Origin of the sequence: Hymenobacter qilianensis, assembly GCF_014638675.1 — a bacterium.
Lineage (GTDB): Bacteria > Bacteroidota > Bacteroidia > Cytophagales > Hymenobacteraceae > Hymenobacter > Hymenobacter qilianensis.
Genome location: NZ_BMFN01000004.1, coordinates 1 through 13,127, shown reverse-complemented (window position 1 = coordinate 13,127; position 13,127 = coordinate 1). Strand labels below are relative to the sequence as shown.

Sequence of the window (13,127 nt, the reverse complement as noted above, 5' to 3'; positions counted from 1 at the left end):
AGTCGATTGGAATTTGCCTCAACTTTCGACAACATTAAATCGCTGGCTTATCTTGTACTTCCTATGCTACACGCCGCCCCCGAAATACAGCTCGCCTCGGCCACTGATACCCAGCGTCCCGCCCGCCGCTATTTGCCCGAAGATTTTATTGTAACGGATTGGTCTGCTCTGGAGTCCTACTTCATTGAGCTGCGCGACCGGCAGATAAATGCCCCCCAGGAACTGGAAGAGTGGCTGCTCGATCGGAGTGAGCTGGAAAGCGCGTTAAGCGAAAACCTGGCCTGGCGCTACATCCGCATGACCTGCGACACCCAGGACGAAGAGCGCGCCGAAGCCTTCCAGTATTTCGTGAGCGAGATAGAGCCCAATGTAGCGCCCTACGACCACGCCCTGAACGAAAAGCTCATTCAATCAGAGTACGTGGGCGAGCTGGACCCGCAGCGCTACCGCGTTTTCATTCGGTCGGTGCGGCAGGCGCTGGAGATTTACCGGGCCGAGAATATTCCGCTCAAAACCGATATCAGCACCAAGCAGCAGCAATACGCGGCCACCGTGGGCGCGATGACGGTTAGCATTAATGGGGAGGAAATGACGCTGCCGCGGGCCGCCGACTTTCTGAAAAACCCCGACCGGGCCGTGCGCGAGCAGGCGTATATAGCTATTCAGGAGCGGCGCTTACAGGATAAAGAGTCGCTCGATAAGCTGTTTACGCAGTTGGTGCGGCTGCGCCACCAGATGGCGCTGAATGCGGGGTTCAAGGACTTCCGCGACTACATGTTTGCCGCGCTGGGCCGCTTCGACTACACGCCGCAGGATTGCTTCAACTTCCACCGCGCTATCCGCGAAACGGTAGTGCCCCTCATCGACGACCTCGACTTGGAGCGCCGTCAGGATCTGAATCTGCCGGAGCTTCGGCCCTGGGACTTGGATGTGGATGTGAGCGGCAAAGCGCCCTTGCGGCCCTTCGAGACGGGTGCGGAATTGCTCGAAAAAACCATCACCGTTTTTCAACACCTTGACCCTTATCTAGGTGACTGTCTGCGCACAATGCGGCAAATGGGGCACCTCGATCTTGAGTCGAGGAAGGGTAAAGCGCCCGGCGGCTACAACTATCCGCTGGATGAAACCGGCGTGCCGTTCATCTTCATGAATGCCACCTCTTCCCTGCGCGACGTGGTAACGATGCTGCATGAAGGCGGCCACGCCGTGCATTCTTTCCTGACCCGCACCTTGCCGCTATCAGCCGATAAGCACCCGCCGAGTGAGGTAGCTGAGCTGGCCTCCATGAGCATGGAACTGATGAGCATGGACCATTGGGACGAGTTTTTCCCGGATGCCGATGAGCTACGCAGGGCCAAGAAGACGCACCTGGAAAGTGTGCTCGAAACCTTCCCCTGGGTAGCCACCATCGACAAGTTTCAGCATTGGATTTACGAAAACCCGGAGCACACCACGGAGCAGCGCCACGAGCGCTGGGTGCAGGTGTTCGACGAGTTCAACCAGCGCACAGTGAGCTGGAAGGGCTTGGAGCAATACAAGCCGTACTTGTGGCAAAAGCAGTTGCACCTCTACGAAGTGCCGTTCTACTACATTGAGTACGCCATGGCTCAGCTTGGTGCTATTGCCGTGTGGCGCAACTTCCGCCAGAATCCGCAACAGGGCTTAGAGGCTTACAAGCGCGCTTTGGCTTTGGGTTATACTGCCCCCATCGGCGAGATTTATGCTGCCGCCGGTATTCGCTTCGATTTTAGCACTGAGTATTTGCGCTCCTTAGCCGACTTCGTGCGCGAGGAAATGGCCCGGTTGTAAGAAGTATAAACAAGTAAGAGGCGGTCATGCTGAGGCCACGAAGCATGACCGCCTCCTAGTAGAAATAAAACCTAAAAAAGCCTCCCAGAATATTTCTGGGGGGCTTTTTTAGGTTTAGAGGTTACAATTATTGTTGCAACTCAAATAAGGGTAGGGGCTGCAACTGGCTGTATTCGCCACCTATCTTGGAAATCTCAGACTCGTGTAGCTTGAGGTAGTTGTTGAACTGCTTCGCTGCCTGATCATAGCGGACACGGTGACCAACTACTTCACTATCAGCTGACTGAATGCTTTCAGTGAGCGTCTGGACGGTTTCGTTGGCAGGGCCGCTGGCAGGAAGAGCTACCTCGTAAATCGCCCGCAGTACCGAATCCTGGGCTGCGTCATAGGCATCGATACGCTCAGAGGCAGCCATGCTTTGTTGGGAGTAGCGCAACGTTTTGAGTCGCTCGTTGGCGCGGGCAAGCTGCTGTATCTGCGTTGCATTGGTATCAGGTTGCTTGCGCAATTCGCTTAAAACCTGTGTAGTAGCGCTCATTTTGGCGTCGTCACTGGCTATCATACGAGTCCAGCGGACGTCCAGTGTATCGCGGAATACATCAAGCTGAGCTTTCGCCGCCGCCGGCGATACCGGATCGACAATAGCTACTTTGTTAGCGCGGTCAGTTTTGCAGGAAGAGAAGGCGGCCATAAAAAGAATGAAGGCCAATGGAAATATTTTTTTCATAACGGAAATAACGCCGGAAATCGGCGAATAGCATATGCTGTTAGGTTGTTAAACGGGTTTAAATTGTTCAAATAGCTGTCGGCAGTCGTTGCAGTAGTGCATGGAGCGGCACAAAGTGGCTCCAAAAGGCGTTCGCAGCTCCGTATTGTGGCTGTTGCAGAAAGGGCATTGAGCGTATTCCAAGATGTCCAGATCCAGAATTCCCTGGTACGCGGGCGGAGGAGCCAGCCCAAAGTTCTTAAGCGCCTCCCGACCTTTCTCCGAAACCATATTCGTGTCCCAAGGTTCCTCAAAGCTCATTTCTGTTTGAACATCGGCTATGCCGTGCGCCTGCAAAGTCTGCACCACATCGCGCTGCATGTAGTCCATGGCCGGGCAGCCCGAAAACGTAGGCGTCATCTTCACCGTCACGCGGCCGCTTTCGTCTATCAGCACGTCGCGAATTACCCCCAAATCCACCAGCGAAAGCACCGGAATCTCAGGGTCTTTTACCGCTTCGAGCCAAGTAAGAATAGTGGCTTTGTCCATGATTAGGTTAGGAATAGGTAGTGCAGGTTTCCGATGAGCGGCTATATAACAAGCTGCATCCAATTACCATTCCGCTGTCGGATCAACCCGAAACACCTCCGCCATTTCATCGAGCAACGGCTGCAAATACTCCGTATGCTCGCCTATTCTACCACCAAATACCGGTGTCAATGCAGCCAGGTCAGGTATATCTAAAGCTGTCTGGCTGAGAATCTTGGTGATATTCTCCTGCCAGCGTGCCTTTATTTCGTCCTCGCCTACGAAGATGCCTTCCGAGATTATCTGGTCTTCGGCTGCTGTCTTCTCAAACAAACCCAGTGCGAAAGGCAAGGTGTAATTCAGTGAGTTTTGCAGCCGCTCAATAGCTTCTTCCGTCGAGCTGCCGAGTTGCTTTATCCAGGTGTTGGCGTGCAGCGTATGATATTTCAACTCGCCCTTCAGCTTGCGCGCCACTTGCGCCAGCGGCTCATAGCTACTGTGGCTGAGCGCTTCAAAGCGCAGAATCTCGGCGTGGTCATACAGGAAGTGGCGAATCAAACTGAAGTCGTATTCACCGATGGGAAGCTCTACCAGCTGCGCGCAGTGAAACTGGGGGGCATTTCGGGTGAAAGCTACCGTGTCGGGTTCCGCTTCGCCGAGCTGGTGGAGCAGCGTGTAGAGTTGAAGGCTGTGGCCCAGCTTGTCTTGGGCCATGGAAGAGAAGGCAATGTCTTCTTCCAAAATAGGCCCCAGACCGTTCCACTCGGAATTGCGGTGACCCAGGATAAGCTGGTCGTCGGCCAGGCGGTAGAGCAGGTCTTTTAGCGCGTCGGTGTTCATGCTTGGGGGGCGTTTTCGGGGTTCTCGGCTTTGAAGCGCTCAATTTTGTCCTGCACTTTATAAGCCAGGGCATCGCGATATTTTTTCTCGGGAGTAGTCGACCAGATGTCGCGGTCATCTTCGTCCGAGCGCAAGATGTCGGCCGACCGAATCACCCATACATTCACTACTGGCCGCTGGTCGCCAAACACTGCTTTTGCCTGCTGCAAGGCCATCGTGTGCGAGCTGGCCCGCACCTTCCCAACATGAACGTGCGCTTTGCCGCGCTTCTTCAGGTGGAAAATGTCGTAATCTTCCTCCCCAGCCGCGTAAGCCACTTGTTCCTCCGCAGATTCGGAAAGCGGTGCTTCAGTAGGCTCATTTTGCCCCCCAGGCAGCGTATCGTACACTGAGCCCGTGTCGTCGCCGTAAGCAGTTACCTGCACCGCGCTGGTTGGAGTCACCCACAAACCGGTGCAGGCAAAACGACGACTATATTGCTCTTTACCAAACAGAAAGGCCACATCCAGAGAAGGCGCATGCACTGGCCCTACATAAGCGTAGGCAGTGCCTTCCTTTTTCTGGTGGAATACTTCGTAGGTCTCGAACTGATCTAAAGCGGGCTTATCCGGTGGAGGCGGAGGCGAATCGGGCAGCCCTAAACGGGCAATGCGGGGATCAAGAGAGGAAAGGGACATTGGAAAATCGTATGTCAAACAGATAGAACGTCATGCAGAGTGGTAGCGAAGCATGACGTTCTTGTTTATTTCAACTTGCTTATGCCAACGGTTTCACGTATTTCGCTTTGGGCGAAAGTAAAGCCCGGCGTACCCAAGCGCCATTTTCCTCGGCAGCACGACGCACGGCTAAGCGTTCCGCGTTGCAGGGACCGTCGCCGTTGATTACGCGCTTAAAGTCTTCCCAGTCAGGCTCGGTGAATTCCCACACGCCATCTTCGTTTTTGCGCAGTTTAGCATCGGGCACCGTAAGTCCTAGTTCCCAAATTTTAGGTACGTACATATCGAGGAATTGCTGGCGGCAATGGTCGTTGGAGGCCATTTTTACCTTCCAGCGCATCAGAATCTCAGTGTGCACACTCATCTTATCCGAAGGACCGAAGAAGGTCATAATCGGCGGCCACCAACGGTTCAGCGCTTCCTGAATCATGCGGCGCTGGGTAAGGGTACCGGTAGCCAAGTGTACTACGGCATCGTGGCCATACTTTAGATGGAAGCTCTCTTCGGCGCAAATCCGCTCCAGAGCCCGGCAATAGGGGCCGTAACTGCCTTTGGCATTCGCCATCTGGTTAACGATAGCACCAGCATCAATCAGCCAGGAAATAACGTTGGAATCGGCCCAGGTGAAGGCGGGGTAGTTGAAGACGTTGGAATACTTGCTCTTGCCATTAATCAGGTCAGAAAGCATCTGCTCGCGGGTTTTGCCCAATGTCTCAGCCGCCGAATATAGCAGTTGCGCGTGGCCGACTTCGTCCTGCACTTTGGCCATCTGCGCCATCTTGCGACGGAAGCCCGGAGCCCGCGTAATCCAGGTGCCTTCGGGCAAGGAGCCGATGATTTCGGAGTGCGCATGCTGCTCAATCATACGGATGAGCTGCTTGCGGTACAAGGCCGGCATCCAGTCGCGGGGCTCGATTTTTTCGCCGCGGGCAATGCGCGCCTCAAACTCAGCCAACAGGATTGGATCTTCGTTTTCGAGGCCGGTAGTGGCGCTGACCGGAATATCGTGGGTGCTTGCGGAGCCGTACATAAGGGTGGGATTATGAGGGTGGAATGCTAAGATTTAGGAGTTAGCCAGACCAAGCAACAACTGGTCGGCCAAGCGATGCGCAATTTCACTGGGGGGCAATTTGCCGTCAGGTTTGTACCAAGAAGGCAGCCAATTCAGGCTGGCCAGTAGAGTGAGCGTTGCAAAAGCGACATCAGGCGTGCGCAGGTCGTTTTGCTCAATGCCCCGCTGAATTAAAAGCCGAAAGCCGGCTTCATATCGCTCGCGTAAAGCCAAAAACTCGGTGCGGGCGGGTTCGCTCAGGTGGCGCCACTCGTGCAAAAACACCGCGGAGGCAGCTACATCCTGCGTCAGGACTCGCACATGGCTTTCAATGGCCCGACGCAATTGCACAGCAGCCGGCTCGGCCGCATCGTGGGTAGCGGCGGCAAAGCCAGCAAAAAAGTCGTCGGCCAAGCGGAAGCAGATACGGTGCAGTAACTCCTGCTTGGACTTGATATGTGAATACAAGCTACCTGCCTCCAAGCCTAAGGCCTCCGCTAGCTCACGCATACTAGTGGCTGCAAAGCCCCGCGTCCGAAACAGGGCCGTAGCCGTCTGGTCGATTTGGGCTTTCCGCGAAAGGGTAGGGGCAGTGGCTTCCATATTCTAGTAAACAAAGCTAAGGTTCCTAACGTTCGTTAGCAAGCAGAAGTTGCGTTTAGTATAGTGCTGCAAATCACCGCATAACCGCGATCCTGCTCAACGGTAGCTCTCTTGAGCAAAATGCTGCCAACGCCAGCCCAAAACCTCACGTACCTTTGCACCTATGAGCGACATTACACCTCTCGATAAAGTCGGTGAGTTCGGCCTTATCCGCCGCATCCAAGAAACCATCACCCTGCGCCAGCCTAGCACCACGCTCGGCATCGGCGACGACGCCGCTATCCTGACACCCGCTGCCCAACACGACATCGTGGTGAGCACCGACCTGCTGGTGGAAGGCGTCCACTTCGACCTTACATTTTGCCCCCTGAAGCACGTGGGCTACAAAGCCGTTGCCGTCAACGTGTCGGATATTGCCGCCATGAATGCTCTGCCCACGCAAATCGTGGTGGGCCTCGCCATCGGCAGCCGTTACTCCGTGGAGGCCATTGAGGAGCTATACGAAGGCATGCGCTTAGCCTGCGAGGCGTATAACGTAGATCTAGTAGGCGGCGACACCACCGCCAGCCGCGGCGGCCTCACCATCAGCATCACGGCCATGGGCCAAATAGAAACCGGCCGCGCCGTGCGTCGCAGCGGCGCCCAGCCCAACGACCTCATCTGCGTAACCGGCGACCTCGGGGGGGCTTTTTTGGGCCTGCAAGTGCTCGAACGCGAAAAAGCCGCCTTCCTCGCCGACCCCGAAATGCAGCCCGAGCTAGCCAACTACACCTACGTACTCCAGCGCCAACTCCGCCCCGAAGCCCGCCTGGACATCATCCACGAGCTGCGCGACCTGGGCCTCACACCCACCAGCATGATCGATATTTCCGATGGCCTAGCCTCCGAAATCCTGCACATCTGCACGGCCTCCGGCACTGGTGCTCGCATTTTCTCCGAGAATCTGCCCGCCGCCAACCCCATGCTGGAAGTCGCCAACGAGTTCAACCTCGACCCCATCATGTGTATGCTCAACGGCGGCGAGGACTACGAACTTCTCTTCACGCTGCCCCTGGCCGATCACGCCAAAATCAAAAACCACCCCGATATCACCATCCTCGGCCACATCACGGAGAAAAGCGATGGCGTAAACCTCATCACCAAAGCCGGCCAGCCCGTCCCAATTACTGCGCAAGGGTTCCAACATTTCTAGATCATAGTATCGTGTGAAGTACCAATAAAAAAGCCCCCCAGGCTAGTCTGGGGGGCTTTTTTATTGGTAGAACTCATCTGAAACCTAATCCTCAGGATAAGGCACGTACACGAAATTCGTAAACTCCTCATCCAGCACGAATAAGCAGCAATACTCCTCCGGGTCTTTATACGTCTGTTCAAAAGCCTCAATGCCTTCAGGGCTGATAACGCGTTGCTGCACGAATACATCCAGATACGAGGCGAAGACGTGCCACTCCAGATTCAGCTCGTCGGCATTCACCAAAAGGCCCCCCAACGGCACCTCCTGCCGGGCAAACACGAAAATGGGATACTTCGAAATCTCCCGCTTCCGAATTTGATAAGAAGCTTCTTTCAGCGTATCCGATACCGTGGCGAAGTCCTTGGTGATGGTACCGAGGTATTTGCCGTTCAGTTCGGGGTCGTTAGAGTAATCCATAATACGTAGCAGTCGTTGTTAACATTGTCATCCTGACGAAGGAAGGACCTTATCGCCGATGCAGTCTTGCGTTTTCTGCGGCTGCAAAAAAAGCCAGTCAGAATTATCCGAAGCAATTAGCGCCTCTTTTTTCGCTCGCCTCCAGCCCTTCAACTCCTTTTCGCGCTCAATAGCTGCCTTGCTATCAGAGTATTCTTCAAAATACAACAGATTGTAGCAGAAATAGCGTCCAGCAAAAGTTTGGTTCGTGCCACGATTACTGTAATGCTGCGCCATTCGCTGAAGAAGACTATTCGTGATGCCGATGTACAAAACCGTTTTGGCCGGGTTGGTCGTGATGTACACGTAATACGGCATCGCTAATTGGGTGTAAATGGTTTTGCAGCGACTTGTTCAGGCGTGATAAGGTCCTTCGCAAGCTCAGGATGACAGGCGGTTATTTAATGAAAACTCATCGCAGCTCCAGCGCTACCACATTCTCTACATGATGCGTGTGCGGAAACATATCCACGGGCTGCACACGCGTCACGCGGTACGCAGGGTCTAGTAGCTCCAAATCCCGCGCTTGGGTGGCAGGGTTGCAGCTGACGTACACGATGCGGGGGGCGCGTATTTCGAGCAGACGCTGCACTACATCGGGGTGCATGCCGGCACGGGGCGGGTCGGTGATAATGACGTCGGGGCGACCGTGCTGGGCGGTGAAGTCGGCGGTGAGCACGTCCTTCATGTCGCCAGCAAAGAAGGCCGTATTCGTGATATTGTTGATTTCTGAGTTCACGTAGGCATCCTGCACGGCCTGCTCCACATACTCAACCCCAAGTACCTTGCTAGCCTGACGGGCCACAAAGTTGGCGATGGTGCCGGCGCCGGTGTATAGGTCGTACACCAGCTCGTTGCCAGTTAGCTGGGCAAAGTCGCGGGCTATTTTGTAGAGATTGTATGCCCCCTCAGAGTTGGTCTGGTAGAAAGACTTCGGCCCCACGCGGAAGCGCAGCCCTTCCATTTCCTCGTGAATGTGGGGCTCACCTTTGTAGCACACCACATCCAGGTCGTGGAAAGTCTCGTTACCCTTGTTGTTGAGCACGTAGTTGAGCGAAGTGATTTGGGGAAACTTCGCGTGCAGATAATCCAGCAGGGGTATTAGGGCATCGTGGTGGTAATAGCACTGCAAAATCACCATCAGGTCGCCGGTATTGGCCGTGCGGATGATGAGGTTGCGCAGGAAGCCTTCCTGCGTCACTAGGTTATTGAAGGGCAAATCGTGCTCGTGGGCGTAGTTGCGCACGGCCAACCGGATTTCATTCGAGGGCTCGGGCTGTAACCAGCAGTGCTGCACATCGATGATCTTGTCGAAGCGGGCCGGAGTGTGAAAGCCCAGCACCCGGCGCTCAATCTCCGCGCCCGACTGAATCTGCTCGTTGGTAAGCCAGCCGTTGTGGCTGAAGGTGTATTCGAGCTTGTTGCGGTAGTATGTGCGGGCCGGCGAGTGCTGAATAGGCGCCACGGGGGGCATTTCTACCTTGCCAATGCGCTGCAAGGTGTCCTCTACCTGCTGTTGCTTGTACTGAAGTTGAGTATCGTAGCCCAAATGCTGCCACTTGCAGCCCCCACAGGTGCCAAAGTGCTGGCAGAAAGGCTCCACCCGCAGGTCGGAATACTTGTGGAAACGCGTGGGCACGGCTTCTAGGAAGCTTTTCTTGGCTTTGGTAATGCGCAGATCCACCACGTCGCCGGGCGCTACGCCAGTCACGAAGATGACCAGATTATCATGGCGCACGAGGCATTTGCCCTCGGCTACCATAGTGGTGATTTCTATTTCGCGGAGTCCTTCCGTCTTGAGTTTTTTTGCTGTCGTAGTCACGAGTGCAAAGGTAGGGCAAAGTAGCGGCCTCGCCAGAAGATGAGGCGTATTAGCCAAGCGTAAGGCTTTCGAAAAAGCCCCCCGCGGCGCTGCAAAAACCGTAGTTTTGCTTCCGGTGGGCTGCAAAGTCGTAGGCCCACTTCTGCTTGAACAACTGCATATGAAAGATAAAGTAGTGCTCATCACCGGCGGAACCTCAGGCATCGGCCGGGCCTGCGCCGTGGTATTTGGGCAAGCCGGCGCCCGTGTCGTCGTCACGGGCCGCGACGAAGCCAAGCTCGCCGAAACTGCCCAGCAACTCACCCAACTCGGCATTCAGCACCGCACCGTACGCGCCGACGTAGGCGTTGAAGCCGACTCAGCCCGTGCCATCGAGGAAACTATAGCCGCTTTTGGCCGCATCGATGTTCTGATCAATAATGCTGGTATTTCTATGCGGGCCTTGTTTCAGGATGCTGATCTGGAAGTGATTAAGCGACTGATGCAGACCAACTTCTTCGGCACTGTTTTCACCACTAAGTTTGCTCTGCCTCATATTCTGGCCGCTAAAGGCTCCATCGTGGGTATTTCCAGCATCGCCGGTTACCGTGGGTTGCCGGGCCGCACGGGCTATTCCGCCTCCAAATTCGCCATGCAAGGATTCCTGGAAGCCCTACGCACAGAGCTATTGCCCCAAGGTGTGCATGTGCTGGTAGCCTGCCCTGGCTTCACCTCTTCCAACATCCGCCAAACGGCCCTGGCTGCCGACGGATCGGCCCAAGGCGAATCGCCCCGCGACGAAGGCCAGATGATGAGCAGCGAAGAAGTAGCCGGCCACCTGTTGCGCGCCGTGCAGCAGCGCCGCCGCGACCTTGTTCTCACTAGCCAAGGCAAGCTGACCGTTTTCCTGAATAAATGGCTGCCTGGTATTACGGACAAACTGGTGCTCAATCACTTTCGCAAGGAAGAAGGCTCGCCGGTGAGATAAGCATGAAGGATTAACCATCCATAAGACGCTCTGCCTGACCGCCAATTAAAAAAGCCCCCCAGTCACCTCTAAGTAGGGGCTGGGGGGCTTTTTTATTGTACCAGCATCAAGTCATGGCGTCTGATGTAAGCTGACTGCCCGCGCCATTGAACTTCGTACCAAATGTCGCGCTGGCCTACTACCACCAGCCGGTCGCCGGCGGCTGCGGTGGTTAGCCAAGCAGCTCCAGGGCTAGGAGCCCCCATCAGTGCCGCGGCAGATTTGGACACGATACCCACCTTCTCTGGCCCGAATGTATTCAGGTACACAACCGTTAACCCTAAATATGCAGCGTATACCGCCCACCAGCCAGCGCCCATCTGGCGGTGCCGCACCAAAAGCAGCGTGCCGCCTATAACTGCGCCCACTAATAGTGCCTGTAGAATGCGGTAATAGTACCGTCGAATAGTAATGAGCAGCTGCTGTTGCCAGGTGTTCGAATAGCCAGTAAGCCGATAATTTTGGGCCAGTTCCGTCATTTTGCGCCAGGTCGCCGCTCGAGGCTGATGTGCTTGTGCAAGACTCAGATAATAAAGCGCGGCCGGATAATGATCCAATCCTTCCTGGATGTAAGCCATACGCAGCAGCAAGCGCGTCGAAACCAATTGCTCCTGCCTTAATACCTGTCGGTATAAGGGATAAGCTTGCTGATAAGCCTTAGCTTCAAACAGAGAATCTGCTTTAGCAAGAGCTAAGCTATTCTTTTGGCCCAGAACAGGTTGGCTGTAAAAAGCCCAAAAAAGAAAAAAAAGATACAGCTTTTTTAGCAAAACGTTTGGTGGTTAAGGGGCGGCCCTCTACTTTTGTACCCGCAATCAAGGAAGGCGTTTTCCAGTTGCAAATAAACGATTCTGTAGCTCAGCTGGTAGAGCAATACACTTTTAATGTATGGGTCCTGGGTTCGAATCCCAGCGGGATCACGAAAGCCACTCTTAACCGTGTGGCTTTTTTGTTTCTAATATGTTTCTATATAACCTTATAAGGTTTGGCCTATTTCAGTTAAAGTAATTTGAAACATAGTCTTACATTTTGACCAAATTGTGGTCTTGCAATTCAGGTTGGTAAGACCAGAGTCCGAGTTTATAAGACTATGTTTTAGCTCAAAGCCTAAAGTAGAAACTTTTTCTGCTCTCAGAGCCCACCCCATGGGCTAGGAGAGAGGGCGCAAACCGCCTAAAAAAGCCTGATAGTCTCCCGAAGTAGGCGGCAGCATCACTCCGATCCAGAAAGCTATGCATGCCTCGGCTACGCCGCCGTGCTGGCTATCGAGGAACCGCTGCCTTGCCCTTGTATCTTCTTAGCACCCCACTGGTAGGCCAGGCTCCTCCGTGTCCACTAAGCCGGGCAAAAGCCCGTGCATTTCGCTCCACCCGAAAAAGCGAATCAGTATACTTAGACGGCTCGCCCAACCTGCACTTTCATTTTACTAAGAACCAGACCAAGCAAAAGATCGATGCCATGATTGAACGCTACTTCCGCCTCGGTGGTGTCGCCTTCTATGCCGCTCAATACTGTAAGTCAGAAAGCCAGCAGAAAGCAGCATACATTATTAACGTATACTGCTTCCTGCTGGCTTCTTTACTTTGGAGTACCGCTTACTTACGAATTAATTTTAGGTGAGTTTGAATCTTAGCTCCTTGTAAATGCAAGTAATATTCACCTATTATGCTCATTTGATCTGCGAAATTGAGCTGTAGCAGGGAAGTGGCAGCAGGCAAAATAGCCTTGCCGCTACTCACCTTCGACCCGGTGGAAGACACTAATGTATAGGTAATCTCACCCTGGAAAGCTTCTGGCAATTCCACAGTAAAATGCCCATCAGATGAGGGATTTGGATACACATTTACTAGGGAGGTTGAAAAACTTAATTCCTTTTCTTTAAGAGTAGTGGAGGTAGTAGAAGCCGTTAGAGCAGTCTGATCAGTGACGGTGAAGTTGACAGTGAGCGCGGTTCCCGCCGTGCCGGCCCCATTGCTTTGTGTGTAGGGGGTGCCTTTGAGCGAGTAGCTACCGACGGGTGGGGTCCAGGGGTGGTAATTATAGCCCGTCGTAGGGAAAAGGGCATAGGGCGCATTTGGATCGCTCTCACTCTCGGTCAGGTTGACGGCACCACTTAAGACAAACACCACACTCCCTACCACCGTCGGGTTGGTATTGGCCCGTATGTTGAGGTTTTTGGTGGGCAGGGTGGCCAAGTTCAGGACATCGCCCGCGACCAAGTCGCGAATGGGCAGGTCCGTGTCCGCATTGATAAGTGTGAAGCTCGTTACTTGCTGACCTGCTGGGGTGGTCGTGGTGGAGTTGACGGTAACGACGACCTGATCAGCAGCGCTAGCCTTGCCTAGGTTATCGGTGA

The 13,127-nt window shown here is 54.2% G+C and carries 14 protein-coding genes and 1 tRNA gene; 4 read left to right on the top strand and 11 right to left on the bottom strand.

Annotated features, from left to right (window positions below; all coding sequences use genetic code 11):
- Nucleotides 1-63 precede the first annotated feature (63 nt).
- Nucleotides 64-1,809 (top strand): M3 family oligoendopeptidase, encoded by a 1,746-nt coding sequence (locus tag IEW06_RS18130; RefSeq protein ID WP_187731464.1) that lies wholly within the window; start codon nt 64-66, stop codon nt 1,807-1,809.
- Between the two features lie 127 nt (nt 1,810-1,936).
- Here the strand turns inward: IEW06_RS18130 and IEW06_RS18125 are convergent, their stop codons facing one another.
- From IEW06_RS18125 to IEW06_RS18100, 6 genes are all read right to left on the bottom strand, one after another.
- Complete coding sequence (locus IEW06_RS18125; RefSeq protein WP_187731465.1) at nt 1,937-2,536, bottom strand: hypothetical protein; 600 nt, start codon at nt 2,534-2,536, stop codon at nt 1,937-1,939.
- Between the two features lie 48 nt (nt 2,537-2,584).
- A complete protein-coding gene (gene paaD, locus IEW06_RS18120; protein ID WP_187731466.1) occupies nt 2,585-3,064 on the bottom strand; it encodes a 1,2-phenylacetyl-CoA epoxidase subunit PaaD in 480 nt (159 codons plus the stop codon).
- A 63-nt stretch (nt 3,065-3,127) separates the two neighbouring features.
- Nucleotides 3,128-3,883, bottom strand: a complete 756-nt coding sequence (gene paaC, locus IEW06_RS18115; protein WP_188548718.1) for a 1,2-phenylacetyl-CoA epoxidase subunit PaaC — start codon at nt 3,881-3,883, stop codon at nt 3,128-3,130.
- On the bottom strand, nt 3,880-4,560 hold the full coding sequence (locus IEW06_RS18110; RefSeq protein WP_187731467.1) for a phenylacetic acid degradation b: 681 nt from the start codon (nt 4,558-4,560) through the stop codon (nt 3,880-3,882). Before IEW06_RS18110 ends, paaC begins: the two co-directional genes overlap by 4 nt.
- Before the next feature lie 79 nt (nt 4,561-4,639).
- Nucleotides 4,640-5,629 (bottom strand): 1,2-phenylacetyl-CoA epoxidase subunit PaaA, encoded by a 990-nt coding sequence (gene paaA / locus IEW06_RS18105; RefSeq protein ID WP_187731468.1) that lies wholly within the window; start codon nt 5,627-5,629, stop codon nt 4,640-4,642.
- Between the two features lie 33 nt (nt 5,630-5,662).
- Nucleotides 5,663-6,253: a TetR/AcrR family transcriptional regulator gene (locus tag IEW06_RS18100; protein ID WP_187731469.1), complete on the bottom strand. Its 591-nt coding sequence runs from the start codon at nt 6,251-6,253 to the stop codon at nt 5,663-5,665.
- A 163-nt stretch (nt 6,254-6,416) separates the two neighbouring features.
- Between IEW06_RS18100 and thiL the strand changes: the two genes are divergently transcribed.
- Complete coding sequence (gene thiL, locus IEW06_RS18095) at nt 6,417-7,445, top strand: thiamine-phosphate kinase (RefSeq protein ID WP_188548717.1); 1,029 nt, start codon at nt 6,417-6,419, stop codon at nt 7,443-7,445.
- An 84-nt stretch (nt 7,446-7,529) separates the two neighbouring features.
- Here the strand turns inward: thiL and IEW06_RS18090 are convergent, their stop codons facing one another.
- The 3 genes from IEW06_RS18090 to rlmD all read right to left on the bottom strand — a co-directional run bounded on the left by IEW06_RS18090 (nt 7,530) and on the right by rlmD (nt 9,705).
- A complete protein-coding gene (locus IEW06_RS18090; RefSeq protein WP_187308949.1) occupies nt 7,530-7,904 on the bottom strand; it encodes a hypothetical protein in 375 nt (124 codons plus the stop codon).
- Nucleotides 7,905-7,931: 27 nt separating this feature from the next.
- Nucleotides 7,932-8,249: a GIY-YIG nuclease family protein gene (locus IEW06_RS18085; protein WP_308422039.1), complete on the bottom strand. Its 318-nt coding sequence runs from the start codon at nt 8,247-8,249 to the stop codon at nt 7,932-7,934.
- Nucleotides 8,250-8,355: 106 nt separating this feature from the next.
- Nucleotides 8,356-9,705 carry a 23S rRNA (uracil(1939)-C(5))-methyltransferase RlmD gene (rlmD, locus tag IEW06_RS18080; protein ID WP_187734275.1) on the bottom strand — a complete coding sequence of 450 codons (1,350 nt, stop codon included), beginning with the start codon at nt 9,703-9,705 and terminating at the stop codon, nt 8,356-8,358.
- A 220-nt stretch (nt 9,706-9,925) separates the two neighbouring features.
- Between rlmD and IEW06_RS18075 the strand changes: the two genes are divergently transcribed.
- Nucleotides 9,926-10,732 (top strand): SDR family oxidoreductase, encoded by an 807-nt coding sequence (locus tag IEW06_RS18075; RefSeq protein WP_187731471.1) that lies wholly within the window; start codon nt 9,926-9,928, stop codon nt 10,730-10,732.
- Between the two features lie 92 nt (nt 10,733-10,824).
- On the opposite strand, the gene IEW06_RS18070 is transcribed toward IEW06_RS18075, so the two are convergent.
- Nucleotides 10,825-11,349, bottom strand: a complete 525-nt coding sequence (locus tag IEW06_RS18070; protein WP_187731472.1) for a hypothetical protein — start codon at nt 11,347-11,349, stop codon at nt 10,825-10,827.
- Nucleotides 11,350-11,618: 269 nt separating this feature from the next.
- On the opposite strand from IEW06_RS18070, the gene IEW06_RS18065 reads away from it, so the two are divergent.
- Nucleotides 11,619-11,691: transfer RNA gene (locus IEW06_RS18065), tRNA-Lys, on the top strand.
- A gap of 675 nt (nt 11,692-12,366) precedes the next feature.
- Here IEW06_RS18065 and IEW06_RS18060 read toward each other — a convergent pair.
- Nucleotides 12,367-13,127: T9SS type A sorting domain-containing protein (locus tag IEW06_RS18060; RefSeq protein WP_505693792.1), on the bottom strand; the 761-nt coding region annotated here is incomplete at its 5' end.